Here is a 20,361-nt window from a genome sequence, read left to right as displayed (position 1 = left end):
GATGCCGCTGGTGACATTCCTGCCGCATGAAAAATTCTGCCCCGAAGGGCTGACCGTGGAAGTGGCCACCGGGACCAACATCCTGGAGCTGGCCCACGATCACCACATCGAGATGGAAAGCGCCTGTGGCGGCGTCAAGGCCTGCACCACATGCCACTGCATCGTGCGCAAGGGTTTCGACTCGCTTGCAGAAGCCGATGAGCTCGAAGAAGACATGCTGGACAAGGCCTGGGGCCTGGAGGCGCAGTCGCGCCTGGGTTGCCAGGTGGTGGTGGCCGACCAGGACATCACCATCGAGATCCCCAAGTACTCGCTCAACCACGCCGCCGAAGCGCCGCACTGAGGGCTGTCTGCATGAGTCTGAAATGGGTTGATGTACTTGAGATCGCCATTGAGCTTGCAGAAAGCAAGCCGGAAGTCGATCCTCGTTATGTGAATTTCGTCGATCTGCACCGTTGGGTGCTGGCGTTGCCAGCATTCAGCGACGATCCGTCCCGCGGCGGCGAAAAAGTACTCGAGGCCATCCAGGCGGCCTGGATTGACGAAGCCGACTAAGCGCACGCTGCAGGTTAGGCAATCCCCTGGAACCCGCGTATAATTCGCGGGTTTAATTTTTCGTAACACTAATATTTCTGGAGTTTTCCATGGCTGTTCAACGTACTTTCTCGATCATCAAGCCTGACGCAGTTGCCAAAAACGTCATCGGCAAGATCACTTCCCGCTTTGAAGAAGCCGGCCTGAAAATCGTTGCTTCGAAAATGAAGCAACTGTCCAAAGCCGAAGCCGAAGGCTTCTACGCCGAGCACAGCGCTCGTGGCTTCTTCGGTGAGCTGGTTGCCTTCATGACTTCCGGTCCGGTTGTCGTTCAGGTTCTGGAAGGCGAGAACGCCATTGCCCGCAACCGCGAGCTGATGGGCGCTACCAACCCTAAAGAAGCTGCTGCCGGCACCATCCGTGCTGACTTCGCCGAGTCCATCGACGCCAACGCCGTTCACGGTTCGGACTCCGAAGCCGCTGCTGCTCGCGAAATCGCTTACTTCTTCGCAGCTACCGAGGTAACCACTCGCTAAGCGAAAGCTTACGGGTGAGGGTGAATCCATGACGACATCTACTGGCAAAATCAACCTGTTGGGCCTGACCCAGCCGGAAATGGAACAGTTCTTCGACTCGATCGGGGAGAAACGCTTCCGTGCCGGCCAGGTGATGAAATGGATTCACCATTTTGGCGTGTCAGATTTCTCTGCCATGACCAACGTAGGCAAGGTCTTGCGCGAAAAGCTCGAGGCCGTTGCCGAGATTCGCCCCCCGGAAGTGGTCAGCGAAGACATTTCCGCAGACGGTACCCGTAAATGGGTCATCCGCGTTGCCTCCGGCAGCTGCGTCGAAACCGTCTACATCCCCACCGACGACCGCGGTACGCTCTGCGTCTCGTCGCAAGCCGGCTGCGCCCTGGACTGCAGTTTCTGCTCCACCGGCAAGCAAGGCTTCAACAGCAACCTCACCGCCGCTGAAGTCATCGGCCAGGTGTGGCTTGCCAACAAATCCTTCGGGACCGTCCCTGCCAAAGTCGACCGCGCTATTACCAACGTGGTCATGATGGGTATGGGCGAGCCCCTGCTGAACTTCGATAACGTCATCGCCGCCATGAAAATCATGATGGATGACCTCGGGTACGGCATTTCCAAACGTCGCGTCACGCTCTCCACCTCGGGTGTAGTGCCAATGATCGACGAACTGGCCAAGCATATCGACGTGTCCCTGGCACTGTCGCTGCACGCACCCAACGACGAACTGCGCAACCAGCTGGTGCCGATCAACAAGAAGTACCCGCTCAAGGTGCTGCTCGAGTCGTGCATGGGCTATATGGCAACCCTCGGCGGCAAGCGCGTCCTGACCGTCGAGTACACCCTGCTCAAGGACGTCAACGACCAGCCTGAGCATGCTGCGCAAATGATCGAGTTGCTGCGCGATGTTCCGTGCAAGATCAACCTGATCCCGTTCAACCCGTTCCCGCATTCGGGCTACGAGCGGCCGAGCAACAATGCCATTCGTCGCTTCCAGGACCTGCTGCACCACGGTGGCTTCAACGTCACCACCCGCACCACCCGTGGCGAAGACATCGACGCCGCCTGTGGCCAGCTGGTCGGGCAGGTCAATGACCGCACCCGCCGCAGCGAGCGCTATATCGCAGTGCGTCAGCTTGCCAGCGACGAGCCGCAAGACAGCGCACCGCGTCTCTGACGAGCCCTGTAGCCATGACCCTGCGCGCCGCGCTGTCGATCCTCATGCTTGCGTTGCTGGCCGGCTGCGTTTCGGGCGGTGCGGGCGATCCGCTTGCCACTCGGCAAGGGCGTGAAGAGGCGGGCAGGGCGTATGTGCAGTTGGGGCTGGGCTATTTGCAGCAGGGTCTGGCCGGGCAAGCCAAGGCACCGTTGATCCAGGCGCTGGCCCTGAACAGCAGCGATGCCGATGCCCACGCGGCGTTGGCCTTGGTGTTCCAGGCCGAGGGCGAGCCGCAATTGGCGCTGCAGCACTTCGAAAAAGCCCTGGCGGTGCGGCCTGCCGATACGCGAATCCGCAACAACTTCGGCAGTTTCCTATATGCTCAAGGCCGTTTTGCCGATGCCCAGGCAATGTTTCGTCAGGCAGCGGCCGATACCCTGTATCCTGAGCGCTCCCGGGTCTACGAGAACCTTGGCCTGACGGCACGCAGGCTTGGTGAGGCCGAACAGGCCCATGCGTATCTTGAAAAGGCGCTTCGGCTCAATCAGCGGCAACCCCGTGCGTTGCTTGAAATGGCTGAGTTGTCCTACGAAAACAGGCATTATGTGCCGGCGCGGGATTACTACGATCGTTTCAGCCAGCTGAGCGACCAGAATGCCCGTAGCCTGCTGCTGGGCGTTCGCCTGGCCAGCGCCCTTGACCAGCAGGGCACCGCTGCCCAATTGGGCCAGCAATTACAACGACTTTATCCCGGTACGCCGGAATATCAGCAATACCTGTCGGAGCAACGATGAAAGCCGCGCACACCGAAGTAGCAGCAGCGCCTCGCCACAACCCCGGTGATGTCTTGCGTCAGGCCCGCGAACAGCGGGACTGGAGCCAGGCTGAGGTCGCAAAACGGCTCAACCTTACGGTTTCTTCGCTGAATAACCTTGAAACCGGTGCCTTCGACAAACTGCCGGGGCACACCTTTGCCCGTGGTTATATCCGTGCCTACGCCAAACTGATGGATATGGACCAGGCGCCGCTCGTGGCCGCTTTCGACCAGTTCACCGGCAGCCACGCCCAGGGCAGCGATGTACATGCCCTTGGCCGTATCGAAGAACCGGTGCGCATGTCGCATAACATCCTGCGGGTGGTCAGCCTGCTGCTGCTGGTTGCAGTGGTCGGCGGGGGCTTCGTCTGGTGGCAGGACCAGGGCAGCCTGCGCGGCAAGGACCTGGCCAAGATTGCCCTGGAGCACGTCGAAGTCGAAAGCGCCGACGGCACTACCCAGATTCACCCGCTGGACGAGCCTGAAGACCAGGCCGTCAGCGAGGCGCAACAACCTCAAACCCAGGTGTTGCCGCTGGAGCCTGCCACCAGCGAGGCTGCGCCCGCTGCCACCGAGCAAGCCCCGGCTGCCGAAAGCACCCCGGCCCAGCCTGTGGTCGTTACCCCGCCAGTCACCGCGCCTACACCCGCTGCTCCCGCTGCGGCGCCTGCCGTTGCAGCCACCGCACCGGCCGTTGAGCCTGCTGCAGCCGCTGCAGGCAGCGCCAAGGTGCACATCCAGTATGTTGCCGACTGCTGGACGCAAGTTTCCGATGGCAACGGCAAGGTGCTGTTCAGTGCCATCAAGCGCAAGGGCGACAGCCTGGAGCTGACCGGCCAGCCACCGTTCGCGGTACGCCTGGGCTTCGCCCGTGGCGCCCAGGTGAGCTATAACGGCCAGGCGGTCGATGTCGCCCCGTTCACCAGTGGCGAGACCGCTCGCCTGAAGTTGGGACAGTAAGTCATGCACGGCGAATCTCCGATCAAACGGCGCGAATCCCGCAAAATCTGGGTCGGCAATGTGCCGGTGGGCGGCGATGCCCCCATCGCGGTGCAGAGCATGACCAACACCGATACCAACGATGTGGCGGCCACGGTCGGGCAGATCCAGCGCCTGGTCGATGCCGGTGTCGATATCGTGCGGGTTTCGGTGCCCGACATGGACGCCGCCGAAGCCTTCGGCAAGATCAAGCAGCTGGTCAGCGTGCCGCTGGTCGCTGATATTCACTTCGACTACAAGATCGCCCTGCGTGTGGCTGAGCTTGGCGTCGATTGCCTGCGCATCAACCCCGGCAACATTGGCCGTGAAGACCGTGTGCGCGCGGTGGTCGATGCTGCCCGCGACCGTGGTATCCCGATCCGTATCGGGGTCAACGCAGGCTCGCTGGAAAAGGACCTGCAGAAGAAGTACGGCGAGCCTACGCCCCAGGCGCTGGTCGAATCGGCCCTGCGTCACGTCGAGCACCTCGACCGCCTGGATTTCCAGGACTTCAAGGTCAGCGTCAAGGCCTCGGATGTGTTCATGGCCGTCGAAGCCTACCGCCTGCTGGCCCGCCAGATCGTCCAACCGCTGCACCTGGGCATCACCGAAGCCGGTGGCCTGCGCTCAGGCACGGTGAAATCTGCCGTGGGCCTCGGTATGCTGCTGGCCGAAGGCATCGGTGACACCATCCGTATTTCCCTGGCCGCAGACCCTGTCGAAGAAGTGAAAGTCGGCTACGACATCCTCAAATCGCTGCGCCTGCGCTCGCGGGGCATCAACTTCATCGCCTGCCCGAGCTGCTCGCGGCAGAACTTCGATGTGGTCAAGACCATGAACGACCTCGAAGGGCGTCTGGAAGACCTGTTGGTGCCGCTGGACGTGGCGGTGATCGGGTGTGTGGTCAATGGCCCCGGCGAAGCCAAGGAAGCCCATGTCGGGCTGACTGGCGGTACGCCGAACCTGGTGTACATCGATGGCAAACCTGCGCAAAAACTGAACAACGACAACCTGGTGGATGAGCTGGAAAAGCTGATTCGCCAGAAAGCGGCCGAGAAGGTCGAGGCCGACGCGGCACTGATCGCCCGCGGCTGACACACAGATTCGTAAGGACTTTTCGTGAGCAAATCGCTGCAAGCCATTCGTGGCATGAACGACATCCTGCCCGAGCAGTCGCCGCTGTGGCGCTACTTCGAGGGCACCGTGGCCGGCCTGCTGGACAGCTACGGCTACAGCCAGATCCGCACGCCGATCGTCGAGTTCACCGAGCTGTTCAAGCGCTCCATCGGTGAAGTGACCGACATCGTCGAAAAAGAGATGTATACCTTCCAGGACAACAAGGACTCGCTGACCTTGCGCCCTGAAGGCACCGCTGCGTGCGTGCGCGCTGTGCTCGAGCACGGCATCATCGGTAATGGCCAGGTACAGAAGCTCTGGTACGTCGGCCCGATGTTCCGCCACGAGCGCCCGCAGCTGGGGCGCTATCGCCAGTTCCACCAGATCGGTGTCGAGGTGTTCAACCTGGCAGGCCCCGATATCGATGCCGAACTGATCATGCTCACTTGGCGCCTGTGGGCGTCGCTGGGTATCCAGGACGCTGTGACCCTGGAGCTCAACAGCCTGGGCACCAGCGAAGCCCGCGCGCGCTACCGTGAGGCGCTGGTCGAGTTCCTGTCCGGGCGTATCGATCAGTTGGACGAAGACAGCAAGCGCCGCTTGCAGAGCAACCCGCTGCGCATTCTCGACAGCAAGAACGAAGCCACCCAGGCCGCCCTGGTGGGCGCGCCCAAGCTTGAAGAGTACCTGGACGAAGAGTCCCGCGTGCACTTCGACGGCTTGAAGGCCCGCCTGGATGCAGCCGGCATTCCGTTCGTGATCAACACCAAGCTGGTGCGTGGCCTGGACTACTACAGCAAGACCGTATTCGAATGGGTCACCGACAAGCTCGGCGCCCAAGGCACGGTCTGCGCCGGTGGCCGCTACGATGGCCTGGTCGAGCAGATGGGCGGCAAGCCGACCACCGGCGTTGGCTTTGCCATGGGTATCGAACGCCTGCTGCTGCTGATCGAAACCCTGGGCAAAGTGCCTGAGTCGATCAGCCGGACCCTCGACGTTTACCTGTGCGCCTTTGGCGAGCAGGCAGAGCTGGCTGGCCTGAAGCTCAGCGAGCAACTGCGTGATCGTCTGCCGCACCTGCGCCTGGCGGTCAACGCCGGCGGCGGCAACTTCAAGAACCAGTTCAAGAAAGCCGACAAGAGCGGCGCGCTGTTCGCGCTGATTTTGGGCGACGACGAGCTCGCGAAGCAGCAAATCGGCGTCAAGCCCCTGCGCGGCCAGGGCGAACAACAGAACATTGCCTGGGATGCTCTTGCCGAGCACCTGGAAACCGCGATCGCCCAAGCGTAACGCGGTTCAACAACGAATAGGCGAAAAGGAGTATTGGGGTGTCGAGTACCGATGATGATGATCTGGCAGGCGTAAAGGACTGGTGGAACCGCAACGGCAAGCCGTTGCTGACCGGTGCCTTGCTGGCTGGCGTGGTAGTGATGGGCTGGCAGACCTGGCACAAGTACCAGAACAACCAGTCCCAGGGCGCCTCCGCACTGTACCAGGCGCTGCTGGAAACCTCGCTGACCCCAAGTGGCGAGCCGGACGCCGGCAAGGTTGCAGAACTGTCGGGCAAGCTCAAGAGCGAGTTCGGCGGCACCGCCTATGCCCAATACGGCAGCCTGTTCGTGGCCAAGGTCGCGGTCGACAGCGGCAAGCTCGATGACGCCGCTGCCGAGCTCAAGTCGGTGCTGGACAAACCCGCCGATGCGACCCTCGGCGAAATCTCGCGCCAGCGCCTGGCCCGTGTGCTTGCCGCGCAGGACAAGGCCGAGGACGCGCTGAAACTGCTCGATGGCGACACCGACAAGGCGTTCCAGGCCAGCCGCGAGGAGCTCAAGGGCGATTTGCTGGTACAACTGGGCCGTGCCGATGACGCACACAGTGCCTACGAGAAAGCCAAGGCCGCGCTGTCTGACGACGCCGCGATCGGTGGCCTGCAACTGAAGCTGGATGACCTGGCCAAAGGGGACGCCTGAAGTGAAGGGTTGGAAACAAGCAGCTGTGCTCACCCTCGCCGTACTGGCCGCAGGTTGCAGCAGCAACAGCAAGAAGGAACTGCCCCCGGCCGAACTGACCAAGTTCACCGAGGAAGTGGTGCTGAAGAAGCAGTGGAGCCGTTCGATCGGTGACGGCCAGGGTGAGACGTACAACACCCTGGTGCCCGCCATCGAAAACGACCGCATCTACGCCGCTGACGTCAACGGCAAGGTGTTCGCCCTCGACCGTAACAACGGCGACGTGGCCTGGAAAAAAGACCTCGATCTGCCAGTATCCGGCGCCGTCGGCGTAGGTTACGGCCTGGTCATGGTCGGCACCCTCAAAGGTGAAGTGGTCGCCCTCGACTCCAGCACCGGTGAAGAGCGCTGGCGTTCGCGGGTGACCAGCGAAGTGCTGGCACCGCCTGCCAACAACGGCGACGTGGTGGTCGTGCAGACCCAGGACGACCGTCTGATCGGCCTGGACGCTGCAACTGGCGACCGTCGCTGGATCTACGAAAGCACCCCTGCGGTGCTGACACTGCGTGGTACCGGTGCCCCCATCGTGACCAACCAGCTGGCCGTTGCCGGCCTGTCCACCGGTAAAGTGGTGGCTGTGGATATCAGCAACGGCGTGCCGGTGTGGGAAAGCCGCGTGGCCATTCCACAGGGCCGTTCGGAGCTGGACCGCGTGGTCGATATCGACGGTGGCTTGCTGCTGTCGGGCGGTACCTTGTACGTCAGCACCTATCAGGGCCGCGTAGCGGGCCTGGAGCTGGAAAGCGGGCGTGTGCTGTGGCAGCGCGATGCCTCCAGCTATGTCGGTGTCGCACAGGGCTTTGGCAACGTCTACGTGAGCCTGGCTTCGGGCACCGTGGAAGGTGTCGATGAGCGTTCTTCCAGCGCCCTGTGGAGCAACGACAGCATGGCGCGCCGCCAGCTGACGGCGCCGGAAGTGTTCTCAAGCTACGTAGCGGTGGGTGACTTCGAGGGTTACCTGCACCTGCTGAGCCAGGTCGATGGCCGCTTTGTCGGCCGTGAGCGTATCGACAGCGATGGCCTGCGCGCCCGTCCACTTGTGGTCGGCGACACCATCTATGTCTATGGCAACAGCGGCAAGCTCGAGGCGCTGACCATCCGCTGAAGCTATGCTTGAGCTCGCTTGCGGGCTTGAGCCGCGGTGCATGATGCGCCGCCCGAACTCCGGCCGCTGCTTTGCAGCGGCCTTTGCATTTTCAAGAATTCAAGAGTGGAGAGCCGCATGGTTCCCGTAATCGCCCTGGTGGGCCGGCCCAATGTCGGCAAATCCACCATGTTCAACCGCCTGACCAAGACCCGCGATGCCATCGTCGGTGACCTGTCGGGTTTGACCCGTGACCGCCAGTACGGCGATGCCAGTTGGCAGGGTCGTTCGTTCATCCTGGTCGACACCGGTGGTATCACCGGTGACGAAGTGGGCATGGACGAGAAGATGGCCGAGCAGTCGCTGATGGCCATCGAAGAAGCCGACTATGTGCTGTTTCTGGTCGATGCCCGTGCCGGCATGACCGCTGCTGACCAGATGATTGCCGACCACCTGCGCAAGCGCAACAAGTCGGCCATTCTGGTTGCCAACAAAATCGACAACATCGACCCGGACATCGCCCGCGCCGAGTTCTCGCCGCTGGGCATGGGCAACGCCATTCCGGTGGCCGGCTCCCAAGGCCGTGGCATCAACGCCCTGATGGAATCGGTGCTCGGCCATATCCCGCGTGACGCCGAAGACGACGCGCTGGCCATGGAAGTCGCCGAAGGCGAAGAAGCCGTCCGTATTCCTGGCCCAAGCGAAAAAGATGGCATCAAGATCGCCATCATCGGCCGCCCGAACGTGGGCAAGTCGACGCTGGTCAACCGCATGCTGGGTGAAGAGCGCGTGGTGGTCTACGACGAGCCGGGTACGACCCGCGACAGTATCTACATCCCGTTCGAGCGAGATGGTGACAAGTACACATTCATCGACACCGCAGGCGTGCGCAAGCGCGGCAAGATCCACGAGGAAGTCGAAAAGTTCTCGGTGGTGAAGACCCTGCAGGCGATCAAAGACGCCAACGTGGTGATCTTCGTGATGGACGCCCGCGAAGGCGTGGTAGACCACGACCTCAACCTGCTGGGCTTTGCCCTGGAGGCGGGGCGCGCCATCGTGATCGCGCTGAACAAGTGGGACGGCATGGAGTCGGGCGAGCGCGACTACGTCAAGACCGAGCTTGAGCGCCGGCTTTTCTTCGTCGACTTTGCCGACATCCACTTCATTTCGGCCTTGCACGGCACCGGCGTGGGCAATCTGTACAAGTCGGTGCAGGCTGCGTTCAAGTCGGCGGTTACCCGCTGGCCGACCAGCCGCCTGACGCAGATCCTCGAAGACGCCGTCAGCGAGCACCAGCCGCCGCTGGTGAACGGCCGCCGCATCAAACTGCGCTACGCTCACCTGGGTGGCGCCAACCCGCCGCTGATCGTGATTCACGGCAACCAGACCGAGAAAGTGCCCAAGTCGTACTCGCGTTACCTGGAAAACACCTACCGCCGCGTACTCAAGCTGGTCGGCACGCCGATCCGCATTGAATACAAAGGCGGTGAGAACCCGTACGAGGGCAACAAGAACACCCTCACCGACCGCCAGGTCAACAAGAAGCGCCGCCTGATGTCGCACCACAAGAAGGCCGAGAAGAAGCGCCGCGACAAGCGCTGACACCGCGTCATGCCTTAAGCAGCAAGCTGCAAGAAAGAGCAGGCGGTAATTCCCCGCGCTTTTTCTTGTAGCTTGAAGCGCCAAGCGAGTAGCTTATACCCCTCAATCCCCGGGAAAGAGGGCCCCATGATCCGCAGCAAACTGCCGAACGTCGGCACGACCATCTTCACCACCATGTCGCAACTGGCTGTGCAGACCGGTGCGCTCAACCTTTCCCAAGGCTTCCCCGATTTCAACGGCCCCCAGGCGTTACTGGATGCGGTCGGCCGGCACGTGGCGGCCGGGCACAACCAATACGCCCCCATGACCGGGCTGCCGGCCCTGCGTCAGCAGGTAGCGGCCAAGGTTTCCCGGCTGTACGGGGTTGGCGTTGATGCCGACCACGAGGTAACTATCACCCCAGGCGCTACCGAAGCGATCTTCTGCGCCATTCAGGCGGTGATCCACCCAGGCGATGAGGTGATTGTCTTCGACCCTTGCTACGACAGCTACGAACCGGCGGTGGAACTGGCCGGTGGGCGCTGCGTGCATGTGCCGTTGGCGGACGGCAGCTTCGGTATCGACTGGCAGAGGTTCAGCGACGCACTCAGCCCGCGTACGCGCATGGTCGTGCTTAACTCGCCGCACAACCCCAGCGGTGCGCTGGTCAGCCGGGCCGACCTCGACCAACTGGCCGCCCTGATTGCTGAGCGTGATATTTACCTGCTCAGCGACGAGGTTTACGAGCACCTGATTTACGACGGTGTACGCCATGCCAGCGTGCTGGCTCACCCGCAGTTGTACCGGAAGGCGTTCGTGATCAGTTCGTTTGGCAAGACCTACCACGTGACCGGCTGGAAAACCGGCTACGTGATTGCGCCGCCTGCGCTGAGCGCAGAACTGCGCAAGGTGCACCAGTACGTCAACTTCTGCTGCGTTACGCCGTTGCAGTGCGCCCTGGCCGATTTCATGGCCGAGCACCCTGAGCACATCGACGAGTTGCCGGGCTTCTATCAGGCCAAACGCGATCTGTTCTGCAACCTGCTGCAGGGCTCGCGTTTCAGCTTCACGCCGACACCGGGCACGTATTTCCAGCTGGTGGACTATTCGCATATTCGGCCCGACCTGAACGACGTCGACATGGCCGAGTGGCTGACTCGCGAGCATGGCGTTGCGAGCATTCCGGTGTCGGTGTTCTACCAGCAACCCATCCCCGAACAGCGCCTGGTGCGCCTGTGCTTTGCCAAACGTGAGGAGACGCTGCAACAGGCAGCGCAACGACTATGCGCGATCTGAGTACATTGCCTGACCTCAACGTCGCGCTGGTGCAGACCAGCCTGGCCTGGCAGGACCGCGAGGCCAACTACGCCCACTTCGAAGAACTGATCGGCCAGGCGGGCGACGTGGACCTGGTGGTGCTGCCGGAGATGTTCACCACCGGTTTTTCGATGGAGTCCGAACGCCTCGCCGAGCCGGAAAACGGCCCCACCTACAAATGGCTCAAGGCCCAGGCGAAGAAGGCCGGGGCGGTGATTACCGGCAGCGTGATCATCCAAGCCGCAGATGGCAGCCACCGCAACCGCCTGCTCTGGGCGCGCCCGGACGGCGAGATTCTGCACTACGACAAGCGCCACCTGTTCCGCATGGCCGGTGAGCACAAGCACTACACCCCCGGTGAGCGTCAGATGCAGTTCGAGCTCAAGGGGTGGCGGGTTCGCCCGCTGATCTGCTACGACTTGCGCTTCCCGGTGTGGAGCCGTGATGCCCAGGACACCGACCTGCTGCTGTACACCGCCAACTGGCCGGCAGCGCGGCGCCTGCACTGGAACCGTCTGCTACCGGCGCGGGGCATCGAAAACCTGTGCTATGTGGCAGCGGTCAATCGGGTGGGTACGGACGGCAAGGGGTTTGCCTATTCTGGCGACAGCCAGGTGCTGGACTTCCAGGGCGAGAGCCTGCTGAGCGCGGGGGAGGCCGATGGGGTGTTCACCGTGGTGTTGAGTGCCGCAGAGCTTGCCAGCTACCGCACTCGGTTCCCGGCACACATGGACGCAGATAGTTTCGAGTTGCACTGAGGGCCAATCGCGGTGGTTCGGCCTTCTGTAGGAGCGGCCTTGTGTCGCGACGGGGTGCGAAGCAGCCCCGGCGATTCTGTATGGTGCTCAGATCTTGGGGCTGCTTCGCACCCCGTCGCGACACTAGGCCGCTCCTACACAATCAAAAGCAAACTGCTCCGCGATGCGTCCCAGTGTCAGTACACATCCCGCCGATAACGCCCGTCCTCGATCAACTGCTGCACCTGCGTTTCGCCAAGCACGCCATGCAGGGCTGCGTCGACGCCGGCGGCCATGCCGTGCAGGCTGCCGCAGACGTAGATGAACGCACCCTCATCGACCCAACGCTTGAGTTCTGCTGCCTGGTGCAACAGCACATCCTGTACATAGACTTTTTCAGCCTGGTCCCGCGAGAACGCAAGGTCCAGGCGTGCCAGTTCGCCCTTGGCCAGCCAGTGCTGCAGCTCCTCGCCGCACAGCAGGTCGTGGGCGCGGTTGCGTTCACCGAACAACAGCCAGTTGCGCTGCTCGCCCGCAGCAACCCGCTCCTTTATCAGGCTGCGCAGGCCGGCAAGCCCGGTGCCGTTGCCAATCAGTACCAGCGGCGCGCTGCCTTGTGGCAAGTGGAAACCGCTGTTGCGGCGCAGGCGCAGGCTGACGCTGGCTTCGACTGGCAAGTAGGCCGTCAGCCAACCCGAACCCAGGCCAAGGCTGCCATCAGGATGGCGCTCCTGGCGCACAATCAGCTCCAGCACACCGTCGCTTGCGATGGAGGCGATGGAGTATTCGCGGGTGCCCAGGGGGATAAGCGCATCTACCAGCGCCTGGGCGTGCAAGCCGACCAGGTGCTCGCGGCTGGCCGGTAGCTGGCGGCTAGCCAAGGCTTGACCGAGGGTTTCGTTCAGGCCTTCGAGTTGCACCTGGGCCTGTGCGTCCAGCCCCAGGCCACTGAGCAACGCCTCGACCCGGGCCTGGCTATTGCGCGGCAGGATCTCGACCAGATCACCGGCCTGCCAACTGGCCGCAACCTCGGGCTCAAGCCCCAGTAGATAAACCGGCGCGCCCTGGCTGCCAGGGTTGATCAACGCCCGGCGCACCAGGCGCCAGTTGCCAAAACTGGGCGGCTGCCAGGCGCTCACCGGCTGAGCACCGGTCAATTGTGCCAACGCTTGCTGCCAGCGTTGCAGTGCGGCAGGGTCGGCGTTGTCGACCTCCACCGGGCTGAACGCGCTGCTGGCACCGCGCTCGCCGAGCCAGGCCTGCAAACGGCGGGCGAAGCCGCAGAAGTGCGGGTACTGGCGGTCGCCCAGGGCCAGTACGGCATAGTTCAGATGGGCCAGGGCCCAAGGCTGGCCGATGACCTTGCGCTCGAAGGCGCGGGCGCTGTCGGGCGCCTCGCCATCGCCGAAGGTACTGACCACAAACAGCGCACGCCTTGCCTGGCGCAGCTCGGGCTCGCCCAGTTCGCCAAGCGCGCGCACCTGCACCGGCAGCCCTGCGGCCTGGAGCTGGCCGGCGCTCTGCCAGGCCAGTTGCTCGGCAAAGCCGCTTTGGCTGGCAAAACCGATCAGCCAGCTGTCGCCGCTGTCGCAGGCTTTGTCCACCGCACCCCGGGCAACGCGGACCTGGCGTTTTTTGCGGCGGCGGTCGAGGTACAGCAGCCAGCCGGTGACGAAGAACAACGGCATGGTCAGGCTTGCGGCAGTGAGGATGATCCGCCCCGGCAGGCCGAAGTAAGAGCCCACGTGCAAGGCATAGATGCTTTGCAGCAACTGCGTCTTGAATGATTTTTCGGTGTAACGCTGGTGGCTTTTGACCTGGCCGGTGGCCGGGTCGAGCACCAGGGTATTGAAGGCGCGTGGGTGCGCGGCGTCTTCCTGCAGGTAGAACAGGTTGGCTGTTTGCCCACCTGCCGGCGGCAGGCGCAGGTTGTACATGGCAAGCTTGGGGCCTGCCGCTTGCTTGAGGTTGGCCCAGATGGCGTCGTAATCGACCTGCAGCGGCGGCGCATTTTTGTCGGCCTTGGGCGGGCCATGCCGGCCACCACGGCCTTCGCCGCGTTTCTGTTGACCGCCAGCAGGGGCGTCGGCCAACAGCGCGTTGAGCCCCGAGCTGTACCATTGATACGACCAGGACAGCCCGGTCAGCGCAAACAGCAGGTAGAACAGCAGGCACCAGGTGCCGAACACGGCGTGCAGGTCCCAATTGAATGCGCGGCCTTTCTTGGCCCAGTCCAGGGTCAGCCAGGTACGCCAGTTCAATGCCTTGCGCGGCCAGCGCAAGTAGAGGCCGGACAGGCAGAAGAAGATCAGCATCAGGGTGCAGGCGCCGGTGATCTGCCGGCCAGTTTCGCCCATGGCCAGGAACCGGTGCAGGTCCAGCATCAGGTTGAAGAAGCCTTGGCCGCTGGCGTCACCCTTGAGTTCGCCCGTGTAGGGGTCGGCATAGCGCAGCTGGCCACGGCGTTCGCCAGGCGGCGGGGTGAAGAAAACTCGCGCTGCGTTGCCTTCGCGCACATCGACCCACAGCATGGCCACCTTGTCGCCTTGCTCGGCCTCGACCCGGCGTACCAGCTCGGCTGGCGGCAGCACGCCTTCAGCGCGGACTTCGACCTTCAGCACATCGGCGTTGAAGGCACGCAGCAGTTCGTCCTGGAACGAATACAGCGCGCCGGTGATCCCCATCACGGCCAGCACCAGCCCGGCGCTGATGCCAAACAACCAGTGCAGCTGGAACAGTGTCTTCTTCACCACGATCGTTACCTTGTATTACGGGCCGGCTGTTGTGCGGCGTGCATTATGCCCTGATACGCGAACGCCCCGTTCACTGATGAACGGGGCGGCGGTGTTATCGCGCGGCTGGGCTCAGAAGTGCACGCTGGTGGTCAGCAACGCGGTGCGCCCTGCTGCCTGGTTGGCGAAGTGGGTGGAAAATGCCTTGTCGTAGTACAACTCGTCGGTGAGGTTCTGCACGTTCAACTGCAGGTTGATGTTCTTGGTCAACTTGTAGGCGGCCATGGCGTCGTAGCGCACGTAGCTGTCGACCATGGTGGTGTTGGCAACGTTGCCGAACACATCGTCGACATAGAAGGCGCCGCCGCCAATGGTCAGTTTCGGCGTGAGCTGGTAGGTGGTCCACAGGCTTGCGCTGTTGTTCGGCGTATTTGGCAACTGGTTGCCGTCATTGGCCTTGCCCAATGGCCCGCCGTCGATCTGGCGCGCTTGCAGGTAGGTGTAGCCGGCGAACACCTGCCATTTTTCGGTCAGTTTGCCGCTGGCCGACAGCTCAATGCCCTGCACACGGGTTTCCCCGACGTTTTCGTACGTGGTGGTGCCCACTTGCACGCGGGCGTTTTCTTTTTCGGTGCGGAACAGCGCGGCGGTCAGGGACAGACGCTCGTCGAACACATCCCACTTGGTGCCAATTTCGTAGTTGGTGGTCTCTTCCGGCTGCATGTCGCTGCTCAGCAGGTTGCCGGGGCGGTCGGTGGTGCCGCCCAGCGGGTTGCCTTCCATGCCTTCGCCGAGCAAAGCACCGGGCGGCGTGGCGGAGGTGGCGTAGGAAACATAGACACTGCCGTTGTCTGCCGGCTTCCACACCAGGCCCAACTGGCCGGTGACGAACTCGCTGGTGTCCTCGCCCTTGGCCGCTACGCCCCGGCTGTTGACCGTTGTCGAGCCGTCGGCGTTGTAGCCACGGTACTCGGTGTCGAAATGGTCATAGCGCAGGCCCATGTTCAGCAACCACTGCGGGGTCAGTTCGAGGGTGTCGAACACGTAGATCGCGGCGGTGTTGCTACGCGTGGTGGTGCCTGCGTAGTTGCGCGAGATGGCGCCGTTCCACGGATCGTCCGGGTTCGGGTTGCCCAGCGAGGTGCAGTTGTAGCCGCTGCCCTGGCCGACGGAGCCTGGCGGGCAGGTACTGCTGGAGTTGCCGGGGGTGCCGGGCGTGGTATCGGTGTTGACGTTGTAGGTGGAGCGCTGGCTCTGCTCGCGGCTCAGTTCGATGCCGGTGGAGAAACTGTTTTTCAGCCCGCCCAGGTAGAACTCGCCGAACAGGTCGGTCTGGTTGGTGGTGGTCGCGGTGTTGCCGACACGGGTGTTGGCGCGGCGCCAGACGGTGCCATTACTGACGTTGCCCTTGCTGTCGTCGGGCTGGGTCAGGATGTAGTCCTGCATGCTGTTGCCGTGGCGCAGGGTGTTCTTGAGGGTCAGCGCGTCGCTCAGGTCGTGTTCGATGGAGAAGGTTGCGATGTCGACCCGGCTCTTGCGGAAGTCGCGGCTGGTCAGGCCATAGAAGTTGCTGCTGTCGCCGCCGGCGTACGGCTTGCTCGGGTTGGCCGAGGTGCGGTTGCCGGTGCCGCCGGCAGGCACGGTGTAGGGCACGCCGGAGTCGGGCAGGTCGTCGCTTTCGAGGTGGTAGTAATCGAGGTTGACCCGTGTAGGCGTGCCCAGGCCGAAAGCCAGCGACGGGGCGATGCCCCAGCGGTCGTAGTTGACTTTGTCGCGGCCGGCGACGTTGCTTTCGTGGGTCATCAGGTTCAGGCGCCCGGCCACGCTGTCGCTGAACTGGTAGTTGCCATCGAAGGTGTAGCGCTGGGTCTGGTCACTGCCCCAGGTCCAGGCGCCGTCCAGCGAGTTGCCCAGGTGCGCGCGCTTGCTCACCAGGTTGATGGTGCCGCCGGCAGCGCCTCGGCCGCCAATGGCAGAGTTTGGACCCTTGGCCACTTCTACCGATTCGACGGCGAAGATTTCACGGGTTTGCGCGCCGGTGTCACGCACCCCATCAAGGTAGGTGTCGCCTTGGGCGTCAAAGCCGCGAATGAATGGCCGGTCCCCTTGCGGGTTGCCGCCTTCGCCAGCGCCGAAGGTAATACCCGGCACGGTGCGCAGGGCATCCTGCAGGCTGAGGGCGCTGGTGTCCTTGATCACTTGTTGCGGGATTACGGTGACCGAGCGAGGGGTATCCACCAAGGGGGCGGTGTACTTCTGCGACGATGCCTTCTCGACTTTGTACTCGGTGCTGGCCTGCTCGGCCTTGCCATTGATGCTGGTGGCGTCGAGGGTAATGGCGGTGGCTGCAGGGTCTGCGGCATAGGCGGAGGTTGCGCTGATTGCCACGCCGATGGCAGAGGCGAGCAGGCGTGGTGAACTCACAGCAGTTGGCACGTGGCGCATGGTTTTGGCCTTCCCCAAGGTATCAAGGCGGCGGATGCTAATGTAATCGAATGTCAGTAACAATTGAGACTCGTTACCATTCGCTATAAATTTACATTCTTTACACCTTTGTCTCAGCGCTGAAACAAACCAGCGTTAAAGGTGGCAAGGCAAGCAAACCGATCAGGGGGGCTTGTGCCACGCAAAAGGGAATCAATATCATTGACACCCTTTCCGTTCAGGCGTCTCCACCATGCTGCTGCACATCCCCGGGCTGTTCGATGCTGACGAAATCAGCCGTATCCGCCAGGCCCTGGAGCAGGCTGATTGGGCCGACGGCAAGGTCACCGCTGGTTTCCAGTCCGCCAAGGCCAAGCACAACCTGCAATTACCCGAGGGCCACGCGCTTGCCAAAGAGCTGGGCGCGGCACTGATCGACCGCCTGTGGCGCAACCCGTTGTTCATGTCGGCGGCGCTGCCGCACAAGGTGTATCCGCCGTTGGTCAACTGCTACCGCGAAGGCGGCAACTTCGATTTCCATATCGATAATGCCCTGCGCCAGCCCAAGGGCAGCCCCGAGCGGGTACGCACCGACCTGTCTTCGACACTGTTTCTCAGCGACCCTGGCAGCTACGACGGTGGCGAGCTGGTGATTCAGGACACCTATGGCGTGCAACAGGTGAAGCTCGCGGCAGGTGACCTGGTGCTGTACCCCGGCACCAGCCTGCACAAGGTCAACCCGGTCACCCGCGGGGCGCGCTATGCCGCGTTTTTCTGGACCCAGAGCCTGGTCCGCGACGATGGCCAGCGGACGTTGCTGTTCGAGATGGACAACGCCATCCGCGCATTGGGCGCCGATGTGCCGGACCACCCCTCGTTGCTGCAGCTCACTGGCACCTACCACAACCTGCTGCGCCGCTGGGCCGAGGTCTGAGCCATGAGCTATCAATTGCGTCGTGAGCAGGCCGTGGATGTCGCAGGCCTGCAGGCCATGCTCGAACACAGCCCTGGCCAGGCCGCCCAGGCGATTCTGGCGGCGGCGGGGCAGGGCGTGGTGCAGGCGCAGCTGTTGCTGGGGCAGATCCTGCTCGATGGCCGCGGTATCGAGCAGGATGCCAGTGTTGCCCGGCGCTGGTTCGCCATCGCGGCCAAGGGCGGCAGCGCCATGGCGCAGAACATGCTCGGGCGTTGCCTTGAACACGGCTGGGGCGGCGAGGTGGACCTTACCGGTGCGGCCATTGAATATGCCAAGGCGGCGGACGCGGAGCTGGACTGGGGCATGTACAACCTTGGCAATCTGCTGGCCACCGGCCGTGGCGTGCCGCCTGATCAGGCCCAGGCGCTGGCCTGCTACACCCGTGCCGCGCACGCCGGGCACGCCCGTTCGATGAACATGCTGGGCCGCTATCTGGAAGCGGGTATTGCCTGTGAAGCGGATGCGCAAAAAGCCCGCCGCTGGTATCGGCGCTCGGCCAATGCGGGTGATTTTCGCGGCCAGTTCAGCCATGCCACGGTGCTGATCGAGCAGGGCGAAATGAGCGAGGCATTGACCTGGCTACGCCAGGCTGCAGAGAACGGGTCGGTGAGTTTTCTGCAAAGCAGTATCCAGACCCTGAGTTCGCAGAACGATCCGCGGCTGGCGCCGGTAATCGCGTTGTACCGCGAGCGAGTCGAGGCGCTGGTCGAGAGCTGACAGCACGTGTGTGCGCAGAGAATTGGGCTGCGTGGGCGCAAGTTTACCGGCACTTGGGCAAACCCGCTGTCACAGAATAAAAAGGCGCTGCAGTTCAGTTTCTGTACTGCAGCGCCTCGATAGCCTGGCTGAGCGTCAGGCCTTTACAGGTAGTAGGCTTTGAGCGGCGGGAAGCCGTTGAACTCTACGGCGCTGTAGCTGGTGGTGTAGGCGCCGGTGGACAGCCAGTACAGGCGGTCACCGATGGCCAGGTTCAGCGGCAGGCCGTACTTGTAGTGCTCGTACATGATGTCGGCGCTGTCGCAGGTCGGGCCGGCGATGACCACTTCTTCCATCTCGCCTTTCTTCTCGGTCCAGATCGGGAACTTGATCGACTCATCCATGGTTTCGATCAGGCCGGAGAACTTGCCCACGTCGGTGTACACCCAACGCTCGACGGCGGTACGCGACTTGCGCGCCACCAGCACCACTTCACTGACCAGAATACCGGCGTTGGCGATCAGCGAACGGCCTGGCTCAAGGATGATTTCCGGCAGGTCGTCACCGAAGTCTTCTTTCAGGAAGCGAATGATCTCTTCGGCGTAGGTTTCCAGGCTGTTGGTACGGGTGATGTAGTTGGCCGGGAAGCCGCCACCCATGTTGATCAGCTTGAGGACGATGCCGTCTTCTTCCTTCAGGCGCTCGAAGATCACCTTGACCTTGGCGATGGCGGCGTCCCAAACACTGATGTCGCGCTGCTGGGAACCCACGTGGAAGGAGATGCCGTAAGGCACCAGGCCCAGGTCGCGGGCGAGGATCAGCAGGTCCATGGCCATGTCGGTCTGGCAGCCGAACTTGCGCGACAGTGGCCAGTCGGCGGTGGTCGAGCCTTCGGTCAGGATACGCACGTAGACCTTCGAACCTGGGGCGGCCTTGGCGATGTTGCGCAGGTCAGCCTCGGAGTCGGTCGCGTACAGGCGCACACCTTTCTCGTAGAAGTAGCGGATGTCCTTGGACTTCTTGATGGTATTGCCGTAGCTGATACGGTCGGCGCTGACGCCTTGGTTCATCACCTTGTCCAGCTCGTAGATCGAGGCGATGTCGAAGTTCGAGCCTTTGTCTTTGAGCAGGTCGATGATCTCGACAGCCGGGTTGGCCTTGACCGCGTAGTACACCTTGGCGAATTCGAACCCGGCGCGCAGGTCGTCATAGGCCTTGCTGATCATCTGTGTGTCGATGAGTACGAAAGGGGTTTCTTGCTTGTCGGCGAACGCCTTCATTTTCTGGAAGGTGTCACGTGCGAAATAGTCTTCGACCTGGATCGACATGCTCAAGGGCTCCATGGGCAAACTGAAAGAATAAGTGGCTGCAAACTGAACGCCCTCCGTATCCCCACTTTGGTTCGCCTACTTCCCAAGGCATGTCGCCGAAAGCAAAAAGGTCAACCGTGCCAAGGGATGCGGCGGCGGGTGACCTTGCTGTCTCGTCGTCAGTACTTGAGCCGGATGGATCGTTTCCAGCATGGACGTTCGGCGCGCACTTTAGGGCGTGAAGACAGCAAGATCAACAGGTAATCCGAGCGTGTTCGTCGCGGATCGGCCACTCTGCATTTGAATAACCGACTCGTGTGACCGGCAGATGTTCCCCACGCTCTTTAGGGCGTAAAAAATTGTG

The 20,361-nt window shown here is 62.5% G+C and carries 18 protein-coding genes; 15 read left to right on the top strand and 3 right to left on the bottom strand.

The window, feature by feature from the left end:
- The first annotated feature begins 1 nt into the window (after position 1).
- The 13 genes from fdx to HU720_RS03970 all read left to right on the top strand — a co-directional run bounded on the left by fdx (position 2) and on the right by HU720_RS03970 (position 11,880).
- Positions 2 to 343 (top strand): ISC system 2Fe-2S type ferredoxin, encoded by a 342-nt coding sequence (gene fdx, locus HU720_RS04030; RefSeq protein ID WP_186517460.1) that lies wholly within the window; start codon positions 2 to 4, stop codon positions 341 to 343.
- Between the two features lie 11 nt (positions 344 to 354).
- A complete protein-coding gene (gene iscX / locus HU720_RS04025; RefSeq protein WP_186517458.1) occupies positions 355 to 555 on the top strand; it encodes a Fe-S cluster assembly protein IscX in 201 nt (66 codons plus the stop codon).
- Between the two features lie 89 nt (positions 556 to 644).
- Positions 645 to 1,070: a nucleoside-diphosphate kinase gene (gene ndk / locus HU720_RS04020; protein WP_186517456.1), complete on the top strand. Its 426-nt coding sequence runs from the start codon at positions 645 to 647 to the stop codon at positions 1,068 to 1,070.
- Positions 1,071 to 1,098: 28 nt separating this feature from the next.
- Complete coding sequence (rlmN, locus tag HU720_RS04015; protein ID WP_186517453.1) at positions 1,099 to 2,241, top strand: 23S rRNA (adenine(2503)-C(2))-methyltransferase RlmN; 1,143 nt, start codon at positions 1,099 to 1,101, stop codon at positions 2,239 to 2,241.
- A gap of 14 nt (positions 2,242 to 2,255) precedes the next feature.
- The gene (pilW, locus tag HU720_RS04010) at positions 2,256 to 3,017 is read left to right on the top strand and encodes a type IV pilus biogenesis/stability protein PilW (RefSeq protein ID WP_186517451.1); all 762 of its coding nucleotides are present in this window, start codon (positions 2,256 to 2,258) and stop codon (positions 3,015 to 3,017) included.
- Entirely contained in the window at positions 3,014 to 3,997 is a 984-nt protein-coding gene (locus HU720_RS04005; protein WP_186517449.1) for a RodZ family helix-turn-helix domain-containing protein, read from the top strand. The genes pilW and HU720_RS04005 overlap by 4 nt, the downstream gene beginning before the upstream one ends.
- 3 nt (positions 3,998 to 4,000) lie before the next feature.
- Positions 4,001 to 5,110: a flavodoxin-dependent (E)-4-hydroxy-3-methylbut-2-enyl-diphosphate synthase gene (ispG, locus tag HU720_RS04000; protein ID WP_186517447.1), complete on the top strand. Its 1,110-nt coding sequence runs from the start codon at positions 4,001 to 4,003 to the stop codon at positions 5,108 to 5,110.
- Between the two features lie 24 nt (positions 5,111 to 5,134).
- A complete protein-coding gene (gene hisS / locus HU720_RS03995; RefSeq protein WP_186517445.1) occupies positions 5,135 to 6,421 on the top strand; it encodes a histidine--tRNA ligase in 1,287 nt (428 codons plus the stop codon).
- Positions 6,422 to 6,459: 38 nt separating this feature from the next.
- Positions 6,460 to 7,101, top strand: coding sequence for a tetratricopeptide repeat protein (locus HU720_RS03990; protein WP_186517443.1), 642 nt, complete (start codon positions 6,460 to 6,462; stop codon positions 7,099 to 7,101).
- Between the two features lies 1 nt (position 7,102).
- Positions 7,103 to 8,245 (top strand): outer membrane protein assembly factor BamB, encoded by a 1,143-nt coding sequence (bamB, locus tag HU720_RS03985; RefSeq protein WP_186517441.1) that lies wholly within the window; start codon positions 7,103 to 7,105, stop codon positions 8,243 to 8,245.
- 117 nt (positions 8,246 to 8,362) lie between these two features.
- Positions 8,363 to 9,826: a ribosome biogenesis GTPase Der gene (gene der / locus HU720_RS03980; RefSeq protein ID WP_186517439.1), complete on the top strand. Its 1,464-nt coding sequence runs from the start codon at positions 8,363 to 8,365 to the stop codon at positions 9,824 to 9,826.
- A 126-nt stretch (positions 9,827 to 9,952) separates the two neighbouring features.
- Positions 9,953 to 11,101 (top strand): pyridoxal phosphate-dependent aminotransferase, encoded by a 1,149-nt coding sequence (locus tag HU720_RS03975; RefSeq protein WP_186517437.1) that lies wholly within the window; start codon positions 9,953 to 9,955, stop codon positions 11,099 to 11,101.
- Positions 11,089 to 11,880 (top strand): amidohydrolase, encoded by a 792-nt coding sequence (locus tag HU720_RS03970; protein WP_186517435.1) that lies wholly within the window; start codon positions 11,089 to 11,091, stop codon positions 11,878 to 11,880. Before HU720_RS03975 ends, HU720_RS03970 begins: the two co-directional genes overlap by 13 nt.
- 176 nt (positions 11,881 to 12,056) lie before the next feature.
- Here HU720_RS03970 and HU720_RS03965 read toward each other — a convergent pair whose 3' ends face one another.
- Both HU720_RS03965 and HU720_RS03960 read right to left on the bottom strand, forming a co-directional pair.
- Entirely contained in the window at positions 12,057 to 14,612 is a 2,556-nt protein-coding gene (locus tag HU720_RS03965; protein WP_186517433.1) for a PepSY domain-containing protein, read from the bottom strand.
- 111 nt (positions 14,613 to 14,723) lie between these two features.
- Complete coding sequence (locus HU720_RS03960; RefSeq protein ID WP_186517431.1) at positions 14,724 to 17,036, bottom strand: TonB-dependent siderophore receptor; 2,313 nt, start codon at positions 17,034 to 17,036, stop codon at positions 14,724 to 14,726.
- A 232-nt stretch (positions 17,037 to 17,268) separates the two neighbouring features.
- Here HU720_RS03960 and HU720_RS03955 point away from each other — a divergent pair, with 232 nt between their 5' ends.
- Positions 17,269 to 17,949 carry a Fe2+-dependent dioxygenase gene (locus HU720_RS03955; RefSeq protein WP_186517429.1) on the top strand — a complete coding sequence of 227 codons (681 nt, stop codon included), beginning with the start codon at positions 17,269 to 17,271 and terminating at the stop codon, positions 17,947 to 17,949.
- A 3-nt stretch (positions 17,950 to 17,952) separates the two neighbouring features.
- Positions 17,953 to 18,708 (top strand): tetratricopeptide repeat protein, encoded by a 756-nt coding sequence (locus tag HU720_RS03950; RefSeq protein WP_186517427.1) that lies wholly within the window; start codon positions 17,953 to 17,955, stop codon positions 18,706 to 18,708.
- 143 nt (positions 18,709 to 18,851) lie between these two features.
- Here the strand turns inward: HU720_RS03950 and HU720_RS03945 are convergent, their stop codons facing one another.
- A complete protein-coding gene (locus HU720_RS03945; RefSeq protein ID WP_186517425.1) occupies positions 18,852 to 20,015 on the bottom strand; it encodes a type III PLP-dependent enzyme in 1,164 nt (387 codons plus the stop codon).
- Positions 20,016 to 20,361 lie beyond the last annotated feature (346 nt).

The sequence above is a fragment of the Pseudomonas sp. SWRI51 genome (assembly GCF_014268825.1).
Lineage (GTDB): Bacteria > Pseudomonadota > Gammaproteobacteria > Pseudomonadales > Pseudomonadaceae > Aquipseudomonas > Aquipseudomonas farsensis.
This window is presented reverse-complemented; position numbering and strand designations above follow the sequence as displayed.